Genomic DNA, 21,867 nt, shown 5'->3' with positions numbered 1-21,867 from the left:
CGTTGGAGGCAGGCGCTTTGTTCTGAGAGCCGCCCCCTCACCCTTTCGCGCAGCCAATCAGAGATTGGGCGCTCAAAACCCTCTCCCCCTCGCGGGGGCGAGGGGACTTTTCTTTTTCAAATAGCTCCCGGAATCCGCGTTAGCGGATATCCGGGATCCAGTCTCCGTCGTCTCTGGACCCCGGATATTGGCTGCGCCAATTCCGGGGACTCCTAGTGGAGCTGATGCGCGGAAAGCTCCGCATGGCATGGCCATCGGAGGGGCGGGTGATCCTCCGGGCGAGCCGGAGGGTAAGGGGACGGCGCGTGTCGCAAGACGCAGGCCTATGGGTAGTGTTTTGTTTGTTCGCGACCTCACGAACACGCGCCGGGCGGCGTTTGACCTGCCTGACCGGGTGGGTTTGCGGCCGTTTTCCTCCGCAGTTCCCGGCGACAGGCCGGAGACGATATGCGGAAGGTCAAATCCGCCCGGCTCCGGCGCCGCATCCGACCGTCCCTTGATGACCAGCTAGCAAGGCCCCTCATGACGGCGAACAGGGAGGATTATGGGGGCGGCGCGGACCCGGTCTGATATTTTGTGGTTTGTCCCCGTTTTCAGACGCTCTTCGAGACGCCGCGCGTCGCGCGGCTCCTGAGGGAAGGGGGTGATGGACAGGGTTGAACGGCAACGGTTTCCGCTTTCGCGCCCAAGCCTGAGGAGCCCGTCAGGGCGTCTCGAAGGCAGGGTTTGAGAAGACGCTATTTCCTCCGGAAATTCGCGGAACTTTCCCCTAGAACCCGCTCTCTGCGATGTCGACGCCGCCGTCGATGACCAGGGTCTGGCCGGTCATGAAGGCGCCGGCGGGGGAGGCGAGGAAGACGGCGGCGCCGGCGATCTCGTCCGGCATGCCGATGCGCTTCAGCGGGGCCTTGGAGGTGACCTGTTTGAGGATGTCGGGATTTTCCCAGAGGGCGCGCGCGAAATCGGTCTTGATGAGGCCCGGCGCGATGGCGTTGGCGCGTACGCCCTTGGGGCCGAATTCGGAGGCGATATTGCGGGCGAGCTGCATGTCGGCGGCCTTGGAGATGCCATAGGTGCCGATGACCGAGGAGCCCTGCACGCCGGTGATCGAGGAAATGATGACGATGGCGCCCTCGCCCCGCTCCGCCATTTCGGGGAGCACCATCTGGCTGAGCCAGTGATTGGACTTGATGTTGTTGGAGAGGACCTTGTCGAAGGCCTCGTCGTCGATTTCCAGCATCGAGCCGAAATGCGGGTTGGAGGCGGCGTTGCAGACCAGAATGTCGATCTTGCCCCACTTGGCGCGGGTCTCGTCCACCAGGCGCTGGAGGGCGTCCTTGTCCGAAATATTGGCCGGGATGGCGATGGCGGCTTCGCGGCCCTCTTTCTCATTGATGGCGTCGACCACTTCCTGACAGGCGGGCGCCTTGCGGGAGGAGACGACGACATTGGCGCCGGCGGCGGCCATCTGTTCAACGATGGCGCGGCCAATGCCGCGGGAAGAGCCGGTGACGACGGCGACTTTGCCGGAAAGATCGAAAAGACTGGACGCGGACAAGGGCGGCCTCCCCATTTTTCTTGATTGGCTGTTCGTGTTGCGCCGCACCCTAAACCGCATGGGGGCGCTGACAAGAGAATATGGTTAACGCTCTATAAAGCAGGGCATGGGACAAGCGTGGCAGAGTCCTGTTCATCACACGGAATCCGCCGATGCCGCGCCTGATCGATATTCTGCTGACCCTGACCTATTCGATGGCGTGCTGCGTGGGCGCGCTGGCCCTGATGCGGATTTTCGGCGTGCCGCCGGTGGGCACGATGATCGTGGCGGCGGCGGGCATATTGTTGTGCCTGCAGCTACATCTGGCCGGGTCCAGCAACAGTTTCCGCCATGACGTGCGCAAGGATATCGCCAAACTGCGCAAGGAGCAGACGCGGCTGGAGAAGGCGGCGACGGAAACCGCGGCGCGCCTGAAGGAAATTACCGAGGACTTCGCGGTGCGCGGCGAGGAGCGCGAGCGCGCGCTGGTCAGCGAGATGAAGGTGATCGAGACGCTGATCGAGCGCATGGGCGAGCGGATGCCCGCGGGCGGGGCCGCGCGGCGCCCGGCGAGCGGCGGGGCGCCGAATGAGGATATGCTGTCCGTGGTGCGCGAGGCGCTGCAGGAGAACCGGGTGGATCTGTATCTGCAGCCCATCGTCTCGCTGCCGCAGCGCCGGGTTTCCTTCTATGAGAGCTATACGCGGCTGCGCGATGCATCGGGCCGGGTGGTGATGCCCGGCGAGTTCCTGAAGGTCGCCATGGATGCGGGCCTGATGACGGCCATCGACAATCTGCTGCTGTTCCGCTGCGTGCAGATCGTGCGGCGGCTTTCGGCCAAGGACCGCCAGACGGGGGTGTTCTGCAACCTGTCCCCCGAATCGCTGGAGGACCCGGATTTCTTTCCGCAATTCATGGATTTCATGCGGCAGAATTCCGATCTCTCCAGCTCCCTGATCTTCGAAATCGGGCAGGATTCCTTCCTGCGGCGCAGCCCGGAAGCGGCGCGCAACATGGCGCGGCTGGCCGATTTCGGGTTCCGCTTCTCCATCGACCACGCCACGGACCTGTCCGCCGACTTTGCCGACATGCGGCGGGCGGGCGTGAAATTCTTCAAGGTGCCGGGCGAAATTCTGGTCGAGCGCCTGCTGGGCGGAGCGGAGATGATGGACGTGTCGCCGGAAGATTATGTCGGCCATTTGGCGCGCTTCGGCATCGAGCTGATTGCCGAGAAGATCGAGACCGAGGCCACGGTCGTGGAAATCCTCGACCTCGACGCCGCGTTCGGCCAGGGGCATCTGTTCGGCGAGCCGCGCCCGATCCGCGAGGACGCGCTGACCGAGACCCATGCCCCCATCGCCACGCCGACCCATGCCGATATTCCCCGCGCGGCGGCGATGCATTAGGGCATCAGTGCGAGACTCTAGCCAGCGAACCAAAGATATTCTGAACCGGTTGGCACGGAAAAGACTGGAAACCCGCTGGACGTATCAGTTCAAAGGCGAAACCGTCGAGTTCCGGCAGCCGGAGGATTACGGCTACGACTTCCGCGGCCTTGTCTCGCCCTATTCCAAGACAGCCGGCAATATCCGGTCCGACCTAATGCTGGTGCTGCAAGACTGGGCCTCGCATGACAAACTGTCCGGAGCGTTCAATCCCCTCATCCAGACGCATGGGCATGATCCGAACCTTCGCACCAATATCGTCTTGAAAAACCTGCTGCGGCGGAAGCTGAACCGCGCTCTGCAAGATGTTTATGGAACGAACGTATTTCCATTCATCAAGGCGGGAAACATCAGCGCGCCTATTCCGAAAAGCTATTATTTGTACGCCGCGCAAGAATTCACGATTCATGAAGTTGAAGCCGTAGCACCCCGATTCCTCCTCACGCTCGGTCGGGCATCCACAGCCGCTCTCATACCTTTCGAGGTCCGTTTGCGAGGCGCCGGTTGCCGGATATTCCATCTTCCGCACCCGGCAGCGCGCATATCGCGCGTGCGAATGGACGAAGCCTGGAGTGAGCTCGAAAGAGAAATGACGGCTTAGCGATTGATCCCGGGGCGCCCCCCCGCTACCTCCGCCCCCATGAGCCTTCCCCGACCCCTGCCCCGGCTTCGAGACGTTGCGGGCGATTACGACGCCCTGATGTGCGACATCTGGGGCGTGATCCATAATGGCCGCGACGTGTTTGACGAGGCGATCGAGGCGATCCGCCGGTTTCAGGAAACGCGGGGGCCGGTGGCGCTGATCTCCAACTCTCCGCGCCCGTCTTCGGAAATTCCGGCGCAGTTCGCGCAGCTGGGCGCGCCGCGCGATATCAGCGACCTGATCGTGACCTCCGGCGACGCCACGCAGGACGAGCTGAAACATCGCGCGCCCGGGCCGGCCTACAAGCTGGGCCCGGCGCGGGACGAGCCGATCTATGACGGGACCGGGCTGGACTTCGCCGGGATCGATGAGGCGGCGTTCATCTCCTGCACCGGGCTGGTGGACGATGCGACCGAGGGGCCGGAGGATTACCGCGAACTGCTGGGCCGCGCGGCGGAGCGGGGCCTGCCCATGGTGTGCGCCAATCCGGACATCGTGGTGCAGCGGGGGGATGCCACGATCTGGTGCGCGGGGGCGCTGGCGCAGCTCTATGAAAAACTGGGCGGCGAAGTGGTTCTGGCCGGCAAGCCGCATGAGGCGATCTATCGCCTGACCTTCGAGCGGCTGAACAAAGCGGCGGGGCGCGCCGTGCCGCGCGAGCGGATCCTGGCCATCGGCGACAGCCTGGGCAACGACATCGCCGGGGCGAACGCGCAGGGCGTCGACGCGCTGTTCATCGGCGGCGGAATCCACGGCGCGGAAGTCAGCAGCGCGGCGGGCGTGGATATCGAGGCGCTGGACCGCAAACTGAAAGAGCGCGGGCTGACCGCGCGCTATGCGGCGGCGGCGCTGGCCTGGTAGGGCGGCGCCGCTTCATTGCGCCGCGCGCGGGCTGCGTTAAAACACCGCCCCAGCCGCAGCAATTTGAAAAGCTGGCGAGTCATAACGCCGATGCTTTAAGAGGGGGACGCGCCTTGGAGCAGCCCGAGTACAAATATCTGGAAGACCTGGAAGTCGGCCAGACGGCCGAGTGGGACGCGCTGGTCGACGAGAAGGCCGTGAACGCCTTCGCCGAGCTGACCGGCGACCGCAACCCGGTCCATGTCGACGAGGAATACGCCAAAACCACCGTTTACGGCACGCGCATCGCGCACGGGGCGCTGACGGCCTCCTATATCTCCGCCGTTCTGGGCAATATCCTGCCCGGGCCGGGGGCGATCTTCACGGGGATGGAGCTGCGCTTCCGCCGGCCGGTGCCTGTCGGCTCCGACGTGAAGGCGGTGGCCGAGGTTGCCGAGATCAACGAGAAGACGCGGCGCGTGACCATGAAGGTGAAATGCCTGGCCAATGGCAAGCCGGCGGTCTCCGGCATCGCGCACGTGGTCGTGCCGCGCCGCGAAGGCTAGAGCGGACCCGCCGTTGAACGCCGCCGCGATACAGGTTCACCGGGGCTGGACGGGCCTGCCCGATGCGGCGCGCGGATGCGCCGTGGCGCTGGGCAATTTCGACGGCGTCCATAAGGGCCACCGCGCGGTGCTGGCCGCCGCGGCCAAGGAGGGCGCGCCGCTGGCCGCCGCCGTGTTCGATCCGCATCCGCGCCGCTTCTTCGCGCCGGATTCCCCGCCCTTCCGCCTGTCCAGCAACGCCATGCGCGCGGAATTGCTGGACGCGGCGGGCGCGGACCATCTGTTCGCCCTGCCCTTCGACGAGGATTTGCGGGAGACCGCGCCGGAAGCCTTCGCGCGGGACATTCTGAGCGAAGGACTGGGCGCGGTGCGCGTGGCGGTGGGCGAGGATTTCCGCTTCGGCAAGGACCGCGCGGGCGACGTGGCGGCGCTGGAAGCGTTCGGGGAGAAATACGGGTTCGAGGTGGCGGCGGTGGCACCGGTGGAGGCCGGCGGGGGCGTGGCCTCCTCCACCCGCGTGCGGGACGCGCTCAAGGACGGCGACGTGGCGCTGGCAACCGAAATCTTGGGCCATGACTGGCGGATCGACGGCGAGGTGATCGGCGGCGACAGGCTGGGCCGGGAGCTGGGCTGGCCAACCGCGAATATAGAGATGGGCGACTATCTGCGCCCGCTGCACGGCGTCTATGCCGTGCGCTGCCGCATCGAGGACCAGGAGGCGTGGCGGCCGGGCGTGGCGAGCCTCGGCCTGCGTCCGACCGTGGAAGGCAAGGACGAACGGTTCGAGGTTCACCTGTTCGATTTCTCGGGCGACCTCTACGGCAAGCGCGTGGAGACGGCCTTCGCCGGCTTCATCCGCGGGCAGGAGAAGTTCGACTCGGTGGACGCGCTGGTCGCGGAAATGGAGCGCGACGGAGAGAAGGCGCGGGCGTTGCTGAACGCCTAGTGCCTGGTCGTCATGTCGATGACGCTGTGCATCAGGCGGTCGACATGCTCGGCGACGATGTCGCGGGCGGCCTCGTTCTGTTCGTCGGTGAGGTTGGGGGCGTACCACATGGCGACGTCGCGGCGCGTGACCTGGGCCAGACGCTCCATCCATTCCTCGTGATCCCTGGGCGCGGACATCACCACCAGGCGCATCAGGATATGCTCCATCGCGACCACTTGCAGATTGAGGCGGGTGAGCTGGTCGGTGATCTCGACTTTCTTGTCAGCCATGGCGCGGCGCCCCTGTCAGCCGTTTGAAGGCCTGTCAGCTTGCCGGATTCCCGGCGGCTTGGTAATGCCCTTCCACGATGACTGCGTATCGCCTCATTCCGGACTGCATCCGAATTACCCGCCCGGCCCGCTGACTCTTTCGCGGCGCCGGGACGCCTTATACGCTTTGCCTGACAATCTGAGACGTTATTAAGACCGCTATGAGCGACACGCCTGAAAACAAAGAGGGCGCGCGGGACTACCGCGACACCCTGTTCCTGCCCAAGACCGATTTTCCCATGCGCGCCGGGCTGCCCAAGAAGGAGCCCGAGTGGCTGCAGCGCTGGGACGACATCAAGCTGTACGAGCGCCAGCGCGAGGAATCGAAGGGACGGCCGCAATTCGTGCTGCATGACGGCCCGCCCTACGCCAACGGCCATATCCATATCGGCACGGCGATGAACAAGATCCTGAAGGATTTTGTCGTCCGCTCGCGCCAGATGGCGGGCTATGACGCGCCCTACGTGCCGGGCTGGGACTGCCACGGCCTGCCGATCGAGTGGAAGGTCGAGGAAGCCTACCGCGCCAAGGGCCAGAACAAGAACGATATCCCGATCAATGAATTCCGCGCCGAGTGCCGCGCCTTCGCCGACAAGTGGCTGGACGTGCAGCGCGAGGAGTTCAAGCGGCTGGGCGTAAACGGCGAATGGGACCGCCCCTACACCACGATGGCCTTCGAGGCCGAGGCCGTGATCGTCGAGGAATTCCTGAAATTCGCGACGTCGGGCATGCTGTATCGCGGCTCCAAGCCGGTGATGTGGTCGCCGGTGGAGCAGACCGCGCTGGCCGAGGCGGAGGTCGAATATCGCGACCATGTCTCGCCCACCATCTGGGTGAAATTCCCGGTCGTGAACGGCCCCGAAGCGGTGGTCGACGCGGACATCATCATCTGGACGACGACGCCCTGGACGATCCCGGCGAACAAGGCGATCTCCTATGCCGACGACATCGCCTATGGTCTCTACGAGGTCACGGCGGTCGACGATTCGGATTTCCAGCCCTGGGCGGCGCCGGGCGACCGCCTGCTGGTCGCCGACAAGCTGTGGGACGAGGTCGCCGCGGCGGCGAAGATCACCGGGTCCACGCGTATTCAGGACGTCGACCCGTCCGGCCTGGAATGCGCGCATCCGTTCCGCGATTATCAGCCGGACGAGGCGCACGGACACTGGAATTACGCCGTGCCGCTGCTGGAAGGCGATCATGTCACCGACGATGCGGGCACGGGTTTCGTGCACACCGCGCCGGGACATGGTCAGGAAGACTACGCCGTCTGGCGCGCCCACGGCCATCACGAGATCCCGCAGACGGTCGGCCCGGACGGGCGGTTCTATGACAGCGTGCCGCTGTTCGGCGGCGACGAGATCATCCGCACCGAGGGCAAGAAGACCGGCCAGTTCGGCCGCGCCAACGACAATATCATCAAGGCGCTGATCGAGGCGGGCCGCCTGCTGGCGCGCGGACGGATGGAGCATTCCTATCCCCATTCCTGGCGCTCCAAGGCGCCGGTGCTGTTCCGCAATACCGAGCAATGGTTCATCGCGCTGGATGACGAGCATGGCCTGCGCGAGACGGCGCTGGAGGCGATCGGCGCCACGAAATGGACGCCGAAACAGGCCGAGAACCGCATCACCGCGATGGTCGAGGACCGGCCCGACTGGCTGATCTCCCGCCAGCGGGCGTGGGGCGTGCCGCTGACCCTGTTCGTGCACAAGGATAATGGCCAGTATCTGCGCGATCCTGACGTCAATGAACGCATCCTGGACGCGGTGCGCGCGGGCGGCGCAGACGCCTGGTTCGACACCTCCCCGGCGGAGTTCCTGGGCGACGCCTATAACGCCACCGAGTGGGAGAAGGTCACCGACATCCTGGACGTATGGTTCGATTCCGGATCCACCCACGCTTTCGTGCTGAAGCCGTGGGGCCTGAAATGGCCGGCGGACCTGTATCTGGAAGGCTCCGACCAGCATCGCGGCTGGTTCCAGTCCTCGCTTCTGGAATCGTCCGGCACGCGCGGCCGCGCGCCCTATGACGCCGTGCTGACGCATGGCTTCGTGATGGACGGCGAAGGCCGCAAGATGTCCAAGTCGCTGGGCAATGTGATCGCGCCGGAAGAAGTGGCGAAACAGTATGGCGCGGAAATCCTGCGCGTCTGGGTCGCCTTCTCCGACTTTACCGACGATCTGCGCATCGGGCCGGAGATCATCCAGTCCGCGGCCGATTCCTACCGCAAGCTGCGCAATACGCTGCGCTATCTGATCGGCGGTCTGGACGGGTTCGAGCAGTCCGAGCGCGTGGCGCGGGACGAAATGCCGGCGCTGGACCGCTGGGTCCTGCACCGTCTTTCGGAGCTGGATGAGACGGTGCGCGAGGCCTATGCGGCCTATGACTACAAGCGCGCCTTCTCCGCCCTGTTCAATTTCTGCACCATCGACCTTTCGGCCTTCTATCTGGATGTCCGCAAGGACGCGCTTTATTGCGATCCGCTGGATTCGGTCCGCCGCCGCGCCTGCCGCACGGTGATGGACGCGGTGTTCGACCGGCTGAGCGCGTGGCTGGCGCCGCTGATGCCGTTCACGATGGAGGAAGTCTGGCTGTCCCGCTTCCCGAGCGAGGACGACAGCGTGCATCTGCGCCTGTTCCCCGAGACTCCGGACGGCTGGCGCGATGAGGCGCTGGCCGAAGACTGGAAGCTGTTGCGCCGGATGCGGCGCGTGGTGACCGGGGCGCTGGAGGTGGAGCGGCGCGAGAAGCGCATCGGCGCATCGCTGGAAGCCGCGCCGACCGTGCATATCGCCGACAAGGCCTATCTGGACGCCATCGAGCGCCAGCGCGGCGAGGCGGGCGCGGACGCCTTCCTGGCCGATCTGTTCATCACCTCTCAGGCGAAGCTGAGCGAAAAGGCCGCGCCAGAAGAGGCGTGGCGCGACCCGGAAGAAACGGCGGACATCGCCGTGGTTCCGGGCAAGGCCGAGGGCGTGAAATGCCAGCGGTCATGGAAATATTTCGACCCCTCCACCGCGGAGCCGGACTATCCGGACATCACGCCGCGCGACGCCGAGGCGGTGCGGGAATGGGACGCGGCCCATGGATAGGATCAAGCCCCCGATGCTGGGCGGGCTTATCGCCGCGGCCATCATTATCGCCGACCAGATCGTGAAGATGTGGATCCTGTATGGCATCCAGCTTCCCATCCGCCGCACAATCGAGGTGCTGCCGTTTTTCAGCCTGACCATGGTGGAGAACCGGGGCGTGAGCTTTGGCATGTTCCAGGCCGACGGGATTGGCCGCTGGCTGTTGTCCGCGTTCGCGCTGGGCGTCGCCGCCATGCTGGCCTGGTGGCTGCGCCAGACGGAGCGGCGGACGCTGGCGCTGGGGCTGGGGCTGGTGATCGGCGGGGCGATCGGAAACCTGATCGACCGCGTGACGCGCGGCTACGTGATCGATTTCTTTGACTTTTCCGACCTTTACTTTCCTTACGTCTTCAATGTGGCGGACGCCGCGATCTCTATCGGCGTCGCCTTTCTTCTGCTGGATTTCGTGCTCAATAATGACGAGACGGAAAAGAAGGCCTGAAACCTCTCTTGGCCGCACCCGCCGATCTCGGCTAGAACACCGGACGACTTAATTCTGCAAGGCCGCTGATATGAAACGCTTCCTGCTTCTCCTTCCCGCCCTCGCCCTGGCGCTGCCGGGCTGTTCGAGCCTGTCCCGGGCCGTCGGCGGCGGCAAGGCCAAGCCCGACGAGTTCGCAGTGGTCACCAAGCCGCCGCTGGTGGTGCCGCCGGAATATAATCTGCAGCCGCCGCGTCCGGGCGAAACGCGCGAACAGGCGACCAACCAGCAGGCGCAAACCGCGCTGCTGGGCGCGCAGAGCGTGGCCGACGCCTCCGACGCCGAGCAGGCGCTGGTGGCGCAGGCGGGCGGGCTTTCGACCGACAACTCCGTGCGGGTCGAGCTGGACCGCGAGGTTTCCGGCATCACCTACAAGCAGCGCAGCTTTGCCGACCGCATCCTGTTCTGGCGCGGCAATGGCGCGAGCGGCGACACGACCGCGCTGGATTCCGAGGAAGAAGCCGAACGCCTTGAGAAAATCACCGAGGCGACAGGCGGCGGCGAGGTCGAAATCGAGCGCCGGCGCGGCGTGGTTTCCAAACTGCCGGGCCTCTAGGGTTCATCTGACAACAATTTCTGTGGGCGGCGCGGCGCGCCGCCCTTGATCGAATCGCGGCGCGGATCGACGCTTCCGCCCTTATGACGATTCGCCGTCTCCCCCTTGAAACCGTCAACCGCATCGCGGCGGGCGAGGTTATTGAACGCCCCGCCAGCGTGGTGAAAGAGCTGGTCGAGAACGCGCTGGACGCCGGTGCGCGCCGTATCGAGGTGCGGATCGAGGGCGGCGGAACGCGCCTGATACAGGTCAATGATGACGGGCGCGGGATGAGCGCCGAGGAGCTGCCGCTGGCGCTGGAGCGCCATGCGACCTCCAAACTCTCGCCCGACGAGGAAGGGCGCTATGACCTTCTGGCCATAGGCTCGCTGGGGTTCCGGGGCGAGGCCCTGCCCTCCATCGGCTCCATCGCGCGGCTGGCGATCACCTCGCAATCCGCCGATCTGGGCGAGGCGTGGCGGCTGGAGATTGACGGCGGGGAGATGCGGCCGGTGAAACCGGCCTCGACGCTGGGTCATTCGGGAACGCGCGTGGAGGTGCGGGACCTGTTCTACGCCACGCCCGCGCGCCTGAAATTTCTCAAGACCGAACGCTCCGAGACGATGGCGGTGACTGACGTTGTGCGGCAGCTGGCCATGACGCGGGCCGATGCGGGCTTCACCCTGAACGTCAATGGCCGCTCCACCCTCTCCCTCAACCCGGAGAAAAGCGACGACGAGGCCGGACGCAAGGCGCGGCTGGCCGCGATCCTGGGCCGGGAGTTCGGGGACAATACGCTGGAGATCGACGCCGAGCGGGAGGGCGCGCGGGTGACCGGGTTCGCCGCCGTGCCGACCTTCAGCCGCGGTTCGTCCCGACATCAATATCTGTTCGTGAACGGGCGGCCGGTGAAGGACCGGATGCTGAACGGCGTGGTGCGCGCGGCCTATCAGGATTTCCTGGCGCGCGACCGTCACCCCGTCGTGGCGCTGTTCCTGAACGTGGAGCCGCAGCGCGTGGACGTGAACGTGCATCCGGCCAAGGCAGAAGTGCGGTTCCGCGATTCCGGGAATGTGCGCGGGCTGCTGATCTCCGCCCTGCGTCATGCGCTGGCCGGGGCGGGGCATCGCGCCTCCACCACCGTGTCGGGCTTCGCACTGGGCGCGGCGCAACCGGAAGGGGCCCGCCCCTACCCCTCCGCGCCGTATCGCGGCGGCGGCGCGGGAAGCGCGGCCCCGGCATGGCGGCCCGAGCCGCGGCCCGATTACGATCAGGCGCTGGTGGATGGATATTCGGCGCGGGTGGAGGCGCCGGAAGAGGACTGGCGGCCGCGCGGCGACGGTGAAGCGCCGCCTGAGGGCGAATACCGCGCCGAGGAAGAAGTCCCGCTGACGGCGCGCCCGCTGGGCGCGGCGCGGGGGCAGCTGCACGAGACCTATATCGTCGCCCAGACCGAAGACGGCATCGTGATCGTGGACCAGCACGCCGCGCATGAGCGGCTGGTCTATGAGCGGATGAAGGTGGCGCTGGACGCCAAGGGCGTGGAGCGGCAATCGCTGTTGATCCCCGAAATCGTCGACCTTGAGCCGGACGATGCGCGGCGGCTTCTGGAGCGCAGCCATGAGCTGGCCGAGTTGGGGCTGGTGATTGAGCCGTTTGGCGAGGGCGCGGTGGCGGTGCGGGAAGTGCCCGCGCTGCTGGGCAAGCTGGATGCGGGCGGAATGCTGCGCGATCTGGCCGACGAGATCGCCGATTATGACGAGGCGCTGTCGCTGAAAGAGAAGCTGGGCGAGGTGTGCGGTACGATGGCCTGCCACGGCTCGGTGCGCGCCGGGCGGCGGCTGAACGGACCGGAGATGAACGCCCTCCTCCGCGAGATGGAAGCCACCCCCCATTCCGGCCAGTGCAATCACGGCCGGCCAACTTACGTGGAACTGAAACTCAAGGACATCGAGCGGCTGTTCGGCCGGCGCTAGCCCTTGTCCATGCGGAAGCGCGCGGGGCTGGGCTCGATTTCCTCGAACTCCCGCATTTCGGGCGAGTCAGCCTTCAGGCCGGAGATGCGGCCGACATAGAGGCGGGCGAGCGGGCGGGCGCTGAGGCCGTGGGCGAGGATGCTGAGGGCGACCGTGATGGCGGCGACGTTCAGGATCAGGTCCTGCGCGGCGAAGTCCGTCCGGCCCGCGACGATGACCGCGAAGACGATGCTGGCCAGGCCTCGCGGGCCGAACCATCCGAGAAACAGCTTGGTGGAAAGGTGCAGCCGCACGCCCGCGAGGCTGAGCCAGATGGCGAGCGGACGGATGGCGATAAGGCTGAGCGCGGCGAAGACGGCGATGCGCCAGTCCAGCGCGGCCAGCGCGCCGGGCAGCAGGGCAAAGCCGAAAATGGCGAAGGTGATGAGGCTGAGAAGCTGACCCTCCGTCTCGCCGAAATCGGCCACGGCCTCACAGACGCGCCCGGCGAACGCGCCCAGCGCAAGACCGGCCGCGAAGGCGGCGATAAAGCTGTTGCCGCCAATCAGTTCGGCGGCCGCGAAAGCGATCAGGGCGAGGCCGACGGCGCTGAGCTTTTCGAACCCCTCGGTCATCCAGCCGCGCGCCACCGCGACCTCCACCCATTTGCCGCCCAGCCCGCCGGCCAGCAGCCCGGCCGCGGCGCCGAACACGATCTGCTGGCCCGCAAACCCGGCCCAGCCCCATGCGCCGCGCGAGGCCTCGTCCGGCGCCACCAAGGCCAGCAGGATGAACACCATGGGCAGGGCCAGCCCGTCATTCAGGCCGCTTTCGACATTGACCGTCTGGCGCACCTGCGCCGGGACCGCGTCATCGGTGATGACCGCCTGACCCAGCGCGGCGTCAGTCGGCGCCAGAACCGCGCCCAGCAGCATCGCCTCCGCCCAGCCGAGCTGGGGGAACAGCGCATGAGCGGCGAGCCCGCCGAGCGCCACCGCCAGCGGCAGGCCAATCAGCAGCATGCGGGCCGGGATCGAGCCTTCCCGCATCAGGGCGGAGACGCGCACGCGGGCGGCGTCCGCGAACAGGACAAGGACGAGGGTGAGTTCGGTGACAAGCTCGATCACGCGCTCTGGCACGCTGGCGTCCAGCGTTCCGAAGACCGCGTCGCTCATGAGCAGGCCCAGGGCGGCGAACGCCATCGGGGCGGTCACGCTGCGGTTCTGAAGCACGCGCGAGAAACCGCCATAGAGAAGGATAGCGGCGGCCAGAAGGGCGAAGGCGAGGGTTTCCACGCGGCGGAATCTAGCCCGTCAGGCGGGCGCGCGCCTAGTAGGGCGGATCCTTCTTCGCGCGCTGGGCCTTTGCGGCTTCGGCCCACCAGGCAAGGTCGTCGGCGAAGCGGGTGAAGCTTTTTTCGAACCCGTCATGCGCCTGATCGGTGGGTTCGCCGTCTTCCGACAGGGTTTTGTGGATCTGGCCGACGGAGAAAACCTGCGAGACGGACGGCATGCCCATTTCGGCGAGGCTGGTCCGCCAGTTCATCATGGCGCGCACGCCCGCGAAGCGGCCCATCGAATAGGTGGCGATGCCGGAGGGGCGCCAGAAATATTCCTCGAGAAAATGATCCATGAGGTTTTTCAGGCCCGGCTGGACGCCCTGATTATATTCGCCCGAGACGATGATGAAGGCGTCGGCGTTGCGTAAGGACTCCGCGACGCGCTCCATCGCCTCCGGCGCTTCGCCCTCGTCATATTCCTTGTACATGCGGTCGAGGATGGGCAGGCCGACATCTATCGCGTCGATCAGCTCCGGCCGGTCGCCGCGCGCTTCCAGCCGGGAGACGATATAGCGGGCGAGGCGGATGCCCTTCCGGTCGCGGCGGTAGGAGCCATAGAAAACGGGAATATTGAGCGCCATGCGTCAGTCCTCCTGTTGTGCGGCCTTCATGAAATAGAGCTTCGCCGCGCCGTAGCTACGTTCATCGATAATTTCCACGCCCGGCGCGTCCACGTCTTCCCGCTTGCCGACCTCGGCAATGATCAGGGCGTCGCTGCTCAGCCAGCCGCCCGAGAGCAGACCGGGAAGCGTCGCCTCCACCAGCCCCTGGCCATAGGGGGGATCGAGGAAGGCGAGATTGAAGGGGGAGCCGAGACCGGCGGGCTTGGGCCCGAGATCGGTGGCGCTGCGCCGGTGCAACCGGGTAATGCCGAACAGGGAGAGCGTGTCGATCGTCTCCCGTATGGCGCCGCGGGCCGCGGAGTCGGTCTCCACGAACAGGGCGAAAGCCGCGCCGCGGGAGATCGCCTCGAACCCCAGCGCGCCGGTGCCGGCGAACAGGTCGATCACGCGCGCGCCGTCCAGATCCGGCGCCCAGCCGGCATGGGCGAGAATGTTGAACAGCGACTCGCGGGCCTTGTCGGAGGTGGGGCGGGTGTCGCGGCCCTTCGGCGCGGCGATGGGCTGTCCCTTGAAGCGGCCCGATACGATTCTCATAAGGTCTTCGTCTGCTCAGCTCTTGGTGACGGAATCCGGCGGCGTGATGCGGCGATAGAGCGCCTCCACCACCGAATAGACCGCATAGCCCAGCAGGGCGAGCCCGGCCAGAATATAGAACGCCTCGCCATAGGGCTGCTGGCGCAACCAGCCGAGCGTCCCGGCGAGGCCTTTCGCTTCGCTGGCGTCGGCCTCCAAAGCGGCCAGCACGATGAAGCCGCCGATCAGGATGAAGATCAGGCCGCGTCCGCCAACGCCGAACCGGGTGACGGGGCGAAGCCGCCGCACCGTGGGCGCGGCGCGCATCGCCTCCTCATATTGCAGGGTCCAGGCGCGCCAGATCTGCGCCGCGCCGGAGCCGGCCAGCGCCAGTCCGGCCAGGGCCAGCGCAAACCGGCCCAGAGGCTGTTGCAGAAGAAAGCGGGCCGCGGCCTGCGTATCGCCCCCGCCCGGACTGTCGCCAGCCCCGGCGGTGGCGAGAATCGCGAAGGCGGACACGCCCAGCAGGAAATGGCTGACCCCGCTGGTCAGCATGCCAAGGCGGGAGATCAGGCCAGTAGCGTCCCGGCCTTCATCCTCCGCATCCATGAAAGCCTGTATCAGGCGCCAGAGGGCGTAGGTGATCAGGCCGGCGCCCAGCACGGCGAGCGCCATCTGGCCGGCGGGCGCCTTTTCCAGCGTGCGGAAAGCCGTAGTCGGGTCAGGATTGCCGGATCCGCCAACGCCGAACACCGCATCCAGCGCCAGCACGGCCAGCAGCGTGTAGACCACGGCGCGGGCGAACAGGCCGACCTGCGCGGCGCGGCGATAGATCTGGGTGCGTGACATCTTGCGGGCGGGCTTTCCGGATCGCGGCGGCGATCACTGACAACCCCGGCCGGGGCCGCGAAGTTCCGCGCGGCCTTAAAGTTTCCGCCGGAATTCGCGGGGCAGCTGGTCCTTCAGGACGCGGCGGGCGACTTCATCGACCTCCCGCGCGCCCAGACTGCCCAGCTGGAACGGGCCATAGGCGGTGCGGATCAGACGGTTCACCTTCAGCCCGACGGAGTCCAGAACCTTGCGGACCTCGCGATTCTTGCCCTCCTTGATCGCCACGGTGATCCAGAGATGCGAGGCGGTCTCGCGCTCGATCTTCGCCTCGACGGGGCCGTATTTCACGCCATCGACCTCGACGCCTTTCTTGAGGCTGTCCAGGCGGGCCTGCGTGACCCGGCCGAAAGCGCGGGCGCGATAGCGGCGGGTCCAGCCCGTGGAGGGGTGCTCCAGCAGGCGCGCCAGATCGCCGTCATTGGTCAGCAGCATCAGGCCTTCGGAATTCATGTCCAGACGCCCGACCGAGATGACGCGCGGCAGACCCGCGGGCAGGGAGTCGAAAACGGTCTTGCGCCCTTCCGGATCCTTGTGGGTGGTCAGCAGGCCTTCCGGCTTGTGATAACGCCACAGGCGCGGCGGGATGTCCCGCTTCAGAAGCTCGCCATCGACCGCGATCTCGTCATCTTCGGTGACATTGAGGGCGGGACTTTTGATGGTCTTGCCGTTCACCGTCACGCGGCCTTCGGTAATCAGCTTTTCTGAATCGCGGCGCGAGGCGATGCCCGCGCGGGCAATGACCTTGGCGATGCGGTCGCCGGCGGGTTTTTCGGTGTCTGTCATGGCGTGGATGTATCACTCCTGCCGCGCCGGTCCATCCCGCAGGCGCCGCAAGGATCGGAATGCGCCCGCCGGCGGGACGCGTCATGGTCCCCTGACGACAGAGATCTAGCGGCGCAAGGGAAAAGCAATGACGCAAATGGCCAGACGGATTGGCAGACAGGACTGGGGAGAGATCGAAGGCGCGCTGGATGCCTTCGGATGCGCCGTCATGCCCGGCCTTCTGAGCGAAGAGGAATGCCGGTCGCTGCGCGGATTATATGATGAGGCGGACCTGTTCCGCAGCCGCGTGGTGATGGCGCGGCACGGGTTCGGGCAGGGCGAGTATCAGTATTTCGCCTATCCGCTGCCGGATCCGGTCGCGCAGCTGCGCTCCGCGCTCTACCCCCCGCTTGCGGCCATCGCCAATCGCTGGAGCGCGGCGCTGGGGCAGGATGCGTCCTATCCTGACGATCACGCCGCCTATCTGGACCGTTGCCATGAGGCCGGCCAGACGCGCCCGACGCCGCTGATGCTGCGCTATGGGCCGGGCGATTATAACCGGCTGCATCAGGATCTGTACGGCGAACAGGTCTTTCCCCTGCAAGCGGCGGTGCTGCTGTCCCGGCCCGGCGAGGAATTCACCGGCGGCGAATTCGTGATGACCGAACAACGGCCCCGCGCGCAATCACGGGCCGAGGTGGCCCCGTTGCGGCAGGGCGACGGCGTGGTGTTCGCCGTGCATTACCGGCCGGCGGAAGGAAAGCGCGGGATCTACCGCCTGAACTTGCGGCACGGGGTCAGCCGCCTGCGCAGCGGGCAACGTCACGCGCTGGGGGTGATCTTCCACGACGCGGCCTGAAACAAAGACCGCAAACAAAACGCCCCGGCGCGAAGGCCGGGGCGTTTCCTGAAATTATCAGACTTCAGACAGGCCTATTCGCGGCTGCCGCCCATGAACATGAGCAGGAACTGGAACAGGTTGATGAAGTTGATGAACAGCGACAGCGCGCCAAAGGACGTCGCCACGTTCATCGCGGCCTGATCGCCGCCCAGCGCGTAATAGGTGTGCTTCAGGCGCTGCGTGTCATAGGCGATGAGACCGGAGAAGATCAGCACGCCGATGGCCGAGATGGCGAACATCAGGGCCGGCGACTGCAGGAACATGTTCACGATCATGGCCAGCACCAGGCCGATCACGCCCATGATCAGGAAGCTGCCCATGCCCGACAGGTCGCGCTTGGTCGTGTAGCCGAACAGCGACAGGCCGCCGAAGGCCGCCGCGGTCACGAAGAAGGTCGTGGCCAGCGATTCGCCGGTATAGATGAACGCCCAGACGCCGAGGCCAAGGCCGATCGTGGAAACGAACGCCCAGTAGAGCGCGCCCGCCTGACGCGGCGAGGGATTACGCATCGCGAACATGGCGATGAAGATCATCACCAGCGGCGACCACTGGATGATCGTGCCCAGCAGGGTCATGCCCTGGAACTGGCCGGACGGCGAGATGACGTAGAGCGCATCGCGCAGCGGCGCAAAATACACCGTGGCCGCGGCCAGAAGCGCCGACAGCGCAAGGCCCAGCGCCAGCTTGTTGTAAACGCCCAGCATGAAAGCGCGCAGACCGGCGTCGACGGACATATCCATCGAGCCTGCCGCGGCGCCGCGCGGCGCATAGGATCGGTTGAACTGGTTCATTTTGGTCAGACTTTCCTTTCTGCTTTCATAGCAGACCCCTATTCCCGGTAGAATATTGGCGCAGCGCGCCCGTTACGCAAGGGATACCGCCAGCCTTCTTGACCATGAGGCACAGCGCGCTTACCTCCTCAAATCATGGCGATACGGCGAATTCTCACTGTCGCGGACCCGGCCGATCTGGCGGTCCTGAAGAAAGTCTCCGACCCGGTCGAGGGCGGGGTGACGGACGAATTGCGCGCGCTGATGGATGACATGCTGGAGACCATGTACGACGCGCCGGGCATCGGCCTGGCCGCGATCCAGGTCGGCGTGCCCCAGCGCATTATCGTGATGGACCTTGCCGGAGAAGGCGAAGAGCCGCAGCCGCGCTATTTCGTGAACCCGGAAATTCTGGAAACGAACGAGACCAAGGCCCCCTATCAGGAGGGCTGCCTGTCCGTGCCCGACATCTATGACGATGTGGAGCGCCCGACAGAGGCGAAGATTCGCTATCTGGACTATGACGGTAAGGAAGTGGTCGAGGATGCGAGCGGCCTGTACGCGGTCTGTATCCAGCACGAGATGGACCATCTGAACGGCGTCCTGTTCATCGATCATCTCTCCCGCCTGAAGCGTCAGCGCTATATCCAGAAGGTGAAGAAGCTGGAGAAGCTGAAAGCCGACGAGGCGCCCGCCGATCACGCCGCGGCGCTGTGATCCGCCGCGCGCTGGCCGTTCCGGCGCTGCTGGCCCTTACGGCCTGCGGCGCGTCCGAGGATACGGCGGACCGGCAGGCGGATGACGCCTTCTTTGCCGCCCTCTCCGAACTTTGCGGCAATGCCTATGAGGGCGAGGCCACCGATAACCGGCCGGAACCTGAAGCCGGAACCGACCCGTTCGAGGAAAACCGTCTGGTCATGCATGTGCGCGGCTGTACGGCGGACGAAATCCGCATACCGCTGCATGTTGGCGAGGATCGTTCGCGCACCTGGGTGATCACCCGCACGGAAGACGGGCTGCGCCTGAAACACGATCACCGCCATGAAGACGGCGCGCCGGACGCGGTGACGATGTATGGCGGCGACAGCGCGGACGCGACGGCTGAACGCGTCGAATTTCCCGCCGACGACGAAAGCAAGACGCTGTTCCAGCGCGAAGGCCTGGCGGTTTCCACCCAGAACACCTGGGCGCTGGAAATCGATCCCGGCGACGCGTTTGTTTACGAACTCTCTCGCCCGGGCCGCTTCTTCCGGGCCGAGTTTGACCTGACCCGGCCGGTCACGGCCCCGCCCCCGCCCTGGGGCGCGGAGGACTAGACCCCGAACCCTTACGCCTGTTATTTTATTACAAAGCTTGGCGCGCTCTGGCCGCAGAGGGGCGTCGGGGTTATTATGCAAGGGACTTGATCAAGGGCCGCACCGGCCCGGCAGGGGAAAAGGGGCAAACCATGAATATGAAACTCGTCATCGCCGCGGCGGGCGCCGCGCTGGCCGTTAGCGCCTGCGCCGCACAGAATGAAATGGCGGCTTCCGGCGAAACCAAGGTCGCCGGGGACGATCAGCTGATCTGCGAGCGCGTCCAGACCGTGGGCAGCCGTTTTTCCGAGGAGGTCTGCATGACCAAGGCGGAAATGAAAGAGCAGCGGGACGACAATGAAGCCTTGATGGATCGTGTGCGCGGCCAGTCCAACCGGACCGCCGCCGAACCTACAGGCATGACGCCCACCTTCTAGGCGCGCCGCTTTACCGCGTCTGACGCTTAAATCATGGAGCGGGTCATGGAAGATGGCCCGCTCCATTATCATGTCGGGCGGCTTGAATGCGCGCGGCGAGGCTATATCACAGCGGCCATGACGCTACGCCTCGCCTTCATGGGAACGCCGGACTTCGCCGCGCCCTCCCTCACCGAGATCATCACTGCGGGCCATGACGTGGCCTGCGTTTATACGCAGCCGCCCCGCCCCGCCGGAAGGCGCGGCCGCGAGATGACGAAATCCCCGGTGCACGAACTGGCCGAGGGGTTCGGCATCGAGGTGCGCACGCCGGACAGCCTGAAAAGCGAAGAAGAGCAGGCCCGCTTTGCGGCGCTGGAGCTGGATGCGGCCTGTGTGGTCGCTTATGGCCAGATTCTGCCCCCCGCCATTCTGGAGGCGCCGGAGTTCGGCTGCCTGAACCTGCACGCCTCGCTGCTGCCGCGCTGGCGCGGGGCGGCGCCGATCCAGCGCGCCATCATGGCGGGCGATGCGATGACCGGCGTGCAGATCATGCAGATGGCGGAAGGACTGGACACCGGCGACATCCTGCTGTCGGAAACTGCGCGCATCTATCCGTTCGAGACGGCGGGCAGCCTGCATGACCGCCTGATGGAGACGGGCAGCCATATGTGGCCGCGCGCGCTGGCGGCGCTGGAGCGCGGCGGCCTGACCGCCACGCCGCAGGGCGAAGACGGCGTGACCTATGCCAGAAAGATCGAGAAAGCCGAGGCGCGCATAGACTGGACGCGGCCGGGCGAGGAAATCGACCGACTGATCCGCGGCCTCTCCCCCTTCCCCGGCGCCTGGTTCGAAATCGAGACGCCGAAGGGCAAGGCGCGGGTCAAGGCGCTGCAATCGAAATACGAGCCGGAGGAAAGCGGCGCGCCGGGCGAGGTCCTGGATGCGGCGCTGCTGGTCGGCACGGGCGAGGGCGCGGTGCGCCTGACCCGTCTGCAGCGCGAGGGGCGGCCCGTGATGGACGCGGAGGATTTCCTGCGCGGCGCCCAGACGGGCAAGGGCGAACGCCTCCTGTAAGCGGGAACGACATGCGCCTCGACTTGGGCGGCGCGCGGGCTTAAGTCCGGCTGCATGAAAATTGCGATCATCGGAGACATCATGGGCCGGTCGGGCCGGCAGGCGCTGGGCGATCATCTGCCCGGCCTGCGCGAGCGGCTGAATCTGGATTTCGTGGTGGTGAACGCGGAGAACGCGGCCCACGGCTTCGGCATTACCGAAGGCACGGCGGAGGAGCTGTTCGAGGCGGGCGCGGACGTTCTGACCCTTGGCAATCACGCCTGGGACCAGGCCGAGGCGCTGACCTATATCGAACGCGAACCGCGCCTGCTGCGCCCGGTCAATTATCCGGAGCTGGCGCAGGCGCCGGGAACGGGCGCCAACCTGTATGACGCGCCGGATGGCCGCCGGGTTCTGGTCATGAACGTGCTGGGCCGTATCGGCATGGACGCGCTGAACGATCCGTTCGACGCGGTGGACCGGGAGCTGAATTCCTGCCCGCTGGGCGCGGCGGCGGATGCGGTGATCGTGGATTTCCACGCCGAGGCGACATCGGAGAAATACGCCATGGGCTGGTTCTGCGACGGCCGCGCCAGCGCGGTGGTCGGCACCCATACCCATGTGCCGACGGCGGACGCCCGCGTGCTGACGGAGGGCACGGCCTATATCACCGATCTGGGCATGACCGGCGATTATGATTCCGTCATCGGCATGGAGAAGTCCGAACCGCTGCAACGCTTCACCTCCCGCATCCGTTCGGGCCGGTTCAGCCCGGCGGACGGCGAGGGCACGGTGTGCGGCCTGTATGTCGAAACCGACGACGCCACGGGCCTGGCCACCCGCGCCGAGGCGATCCGCATTGGCGGCGCGCTGGATAGCGGCGGGCCCTCTTCGGACCGGTAACGGCGTTT

At 66.1% G+C, this 21,867-nt stretch carries 23 protein-coding genes; 15 read left to right on the top strand and 8 right to left on the bottom strand.

All coding sequences use genetic code 11. The features are described from left to right. Positions 1–769 precede the first annotated feature (769 nt). Complete coding sequence (locus L338_RS04325; RefSeq protein WP_022697140.1) at positions 770–1,558, bottom strand: SDR family NAD(P)-dependent oxidoreductase; 789 nt, start codon at positions 1,556–1,558, stop codon at positions 770–772. Between the two features lie 152 nt (positions 1,559–1,710). Between L338_RS04325 and L338_RS04320 the strand changes: the two genes are divergently transcribed. The 5 genes from L338_RS04320 to L338_RS04300 all read left to right on the top strand — a co-directional run bounded on the left by L338_RS04320 (position 1,711) and on the right by L338_RS04300 (position 5,977). Beyond that, on the top strand, positions 1,711–2,943 hold the full coding sequence (locus tag L338_RS04320; protein WP_022697139.1) for an EAL domain-containing protein: 1,233 nt from the start codon (positions 1,711–1,713) through the stop codon (positions 2,941–2,943). 49 nt (positions 2,944–2,992) lie between these two features. After that, a complete protein-coding gene (locus tag L338_RS04315; protein WP_022697138.1) occupies positions 2,993–3,583 on the top strand; it encodes a uracil-DNA glycosylase family protein in 591 nt (196 codons plus the stop codon). Between the two features lie 39 nt (positions 3,584–3,622). Further along, on the top strand, positions 3,623–4,486 hold the full coding sequence (locus tag L338_RS04310; RefSeq protein WP_022697137.1) for a TIGR01459 family HAD-type hydrolase: 864 nt from the start codon (positions 3,623–3,625) through the stop codon (positions 4,484–4,486). A gap of 113 nt (positions 4,487–4,599) precedes the next feature. Next, positions 4,600–5,031, top strand: a complete 432-nt coding sequence (locus tag L338_RS04305; protein WP_022697136.1) for a MaoC family dehydratase — start codon at positions 4,600–4,602, stop codon at positions 5,029–5,031. A 13-nt stretch (positions 5,032–5,044) separates the two neighbouring features. Beyond that, the gene (locus tag L338_RS04300; protein WP_022697135.1) at positions 5,045–5,977 is read left to right on the top strand and encodes a bifunctional riboflavin kinase/FAD synthetase; all 933 of its coding nucleotides are present in this window, start codon (positions 5,045–5,047) and stop codon (positions 5,975–5,977) included. Here L338_RS04300 and L338_RS04295 read toward each other — a convergent pair. Continuing rightward, positions 5,974–6,249, bottom strand: coding sequence for a hypothetical protein (locus L338_RS04295; protein WP_022697134.1), 276 nt, complete (start codon positions 6,247–6,249; stop codon positions 5,974–5,976). The genes L338_RS04300 and L338_RS04295 overlap by 4 nt on opposite strands. Before the next feature lie 200 nt (positions 6,250–6,449). Between L338_RS04295 and ileS the strand changes: the two genes are divergently transcribed. The 4 genes from ileS (at position 6,450) to mutL (ending at position 12,411) form a co-directional block, all read left to right on the top strand. Then, positions 6,450–9,380, top strand: a complete 2,931-nt coding sequence (ileS, locus tag L338_RS04290; RefSeq protein WP_022697133.1) for an isoleucine--tRNA ligase — start codon at positions 6,450–6,452, stop codon at positions 9,378–9,380. Next, positions 9,373–9,861 (top strand): signal peptidase II, encoded by a 489-nt coding sequence (gene lspA / locus L338_RS04285; RefSeq protein WP_051122699.1) that lies wholly within the window; start codon positions 9,373–9,375, stop codon positions 9,859–9,861. The genes ileS and lspA overlap by 8 nt, the downstream gene beginning before the upstream one ends. 70 nt (positions 9,862–9,931) lie before the next feature. Beyond that, entirely contained in the window at positions 9,932–10,456 is a 525-nt protein-coding gene (locus tag L338_RS04280; protein ID WP_022697131.1) for a DUF3035 domain-containing protein, read from the top strand. A gap of 83 nt (positions 10,457–10,539) precedes the next feature. After that, positions 10,540–12,411, top strand: coding sequence for a DNA mismatch repair endonuclease MutL (gene mutL, locus L338_RS04275; protein WP_022697130.1), 1,872 nt, complete (start codon positions 10,540–10,542; stop codon positions 12,409–12,411). On the opposite strand, the gene L338_RS04270 is transcribed toward mutL, so the two are convergent. The 5 genes from L338_RS04270 to L338_RS04250 form a co-directional block, all read right to left on the bottom strand. After that, positions 12,408–13,685 (bottom strand): cation:proton antiporter, encoded by a 1,278-nt coding sequence (locus L338_RS04270; RefSeq protein ID WP_022697129.1) that lies wholly within the window; start codon positions 13,683–13,685, stop codon positions 12,408–12,410. The two genes, mutL and L338_RS04270, sit on opposite strands and share 4 nt — an antisense overlap. Positions 13,686–13,719: 34 nt before the next feature. Then, positions 13,720–14,310, bottom strand: coding sequence for an NADPH-dependent FMN reductase (locus L338_RS04265; protein WP_022697128.1), 591 nt, complete (start codon positions 14,308–14,310; stop codon positions 13,720–13,722). A gap of 3 nt (positions 14,311–14,313) precedes the next feature. Then, a complete protein-coding gene (gene rsmD, locus L338_RS04260; RefSeq protein WP_022697127.1) occupies positions 14,314–14,886 on the bottom strand; it encodes a 16S rRNA (guanine(966)-N(2))-methyltransferase RsmD in 573 nt (190 codons plus the stop codon). A 15-nt stretch (positions 14,887–14,901) separates the two neighbouring features. Then, a complete protein-coding gene (locus tag L338_RS04255; RefSeq protein ID WP_022697126.1) occupies positions 14,902–15,714 on the bottom strand; it encodes a DUF1206 domain-containing protein in 813 nt (270 codons plus the stop codon). Between the two features lie 75 nt (positions 15,715–15,789). Next, positions 15,790–16,539, bottom strand: coding sequence for a pseudouridine synthase (locus L338_RS04250; protein WP_033310466.1), 750 nt, complete (start codon positions 16,537–16,539; stop codon positions 15,790–15,792). A gap of 136 nt (positions 16,540–16,675) precedes the next feature. Here L338_RS04250 and L338_RS04245 point away from each other — a divergent pair, with 136 nt between their 5' ends. After that, the gene (locus L338_RS04245) at positions 16,676–17,377 is read left to right on the top strand and encodes a 2OG-Fe(II) oxygenase (protein ID WP_241762227.1); all 702 of its coding nucleotides are present in this window, start codon (positions 16,676–16,678) and stop codon (positions 17,375–17,377) included. 74 nt (positions 17,378–17,451) lie between these two features. On the opposite strand, the gene L338_RS04240 is transcribed toward L338_RS04245, so the two are convergent. Beyond that, positions 17,452–18,210, bottom strand: a complete 759-nt coding sequence (locus L338_RS04240; RefSeq protein ID WP_022697124.1) for a Bax inhibitor-1/YccA family protein — start codon at positions 18,208–18,210, stop codon at positions 17,452–17,454. 135 nt (positions 18,211–18,345) lie between these two features. Here L338_RS04240 and def point away from each other — a divergent pair, with 135 nt between their 5' ends. From def to L338_RS04215, 5 genes are all read left to right on the top strand, one after another. Beyond that, complete coding sequence (def, locus tag L338_RS04235) at positions 18,346–18,906, top strand: peptide deformylase (protein ID WP_022697123.1); 561 nt, start codon at positions 18,346–18,348, stop codon at positions 18,904–18,906. After that, on the top strand, positions 18,906–19,505 hold the full coding sequence (locus L338_RS04230; RefSeq protein ID WP_081639466.1) for a hypothetical protein: 600 nt from the start codon (positions 18,906–18,908) through the stop codon (positions 19,503–19,505). The genes def and L338_RS04230 overlap by 1 nt, the downstream gene beginning before the upstream one ends. Positions 19,506–19,636: 131 nt before the next feature. Then, entirely contained in the window at positions 19,637–19,921 is a 285-nt protein-coding gene (locus L338_RS04225; protein WP_152485807.1) for a hypothetical protein, read from the top strand. 117 nt (positions 19,922–20,038) lie between these two features. Beyond that, positions 20,039–20,977, top strand: a complete 939-nt coding sequence (gene fmt / locus L338_RS04220; protein ID WP_027068266.1) for a methionyl-tRNA formyltransferase — start codon at positions 20,039–20,041, stop codon at positions 20,975–20,977. A 54-nt stretch (positions 20,978–21,031) separates the two neighbouring features. Beyond that, on the top strand, positions 21,032–21,859 hold the full coding sequence (locus L338_RS04215; RefSeq protein WP_022697119.1) for a TIGR00282 family metallophosphoesterase: 828 nt from the start codon (positions 21,032–21,034) through the stop codon (positions 21,857–21,859). Positions 21,860–21,867: the final 8 nt, after the last annotated feature.

It is taken from the genome of Euryhalocaulis caribicus (assembly GCF_000412185.1).
Taxonomy (GTDB): domain Bacteria; phylum Pseudomonadota; class Alphaproteobacteria; order Caulobacterales; family Maricaulaceae; genus Euryhalocaulis; species Euryhalocaulis caribicus.
This window is presented reverse-complemented; position numbering and strand designations above follow the sequence as displayed.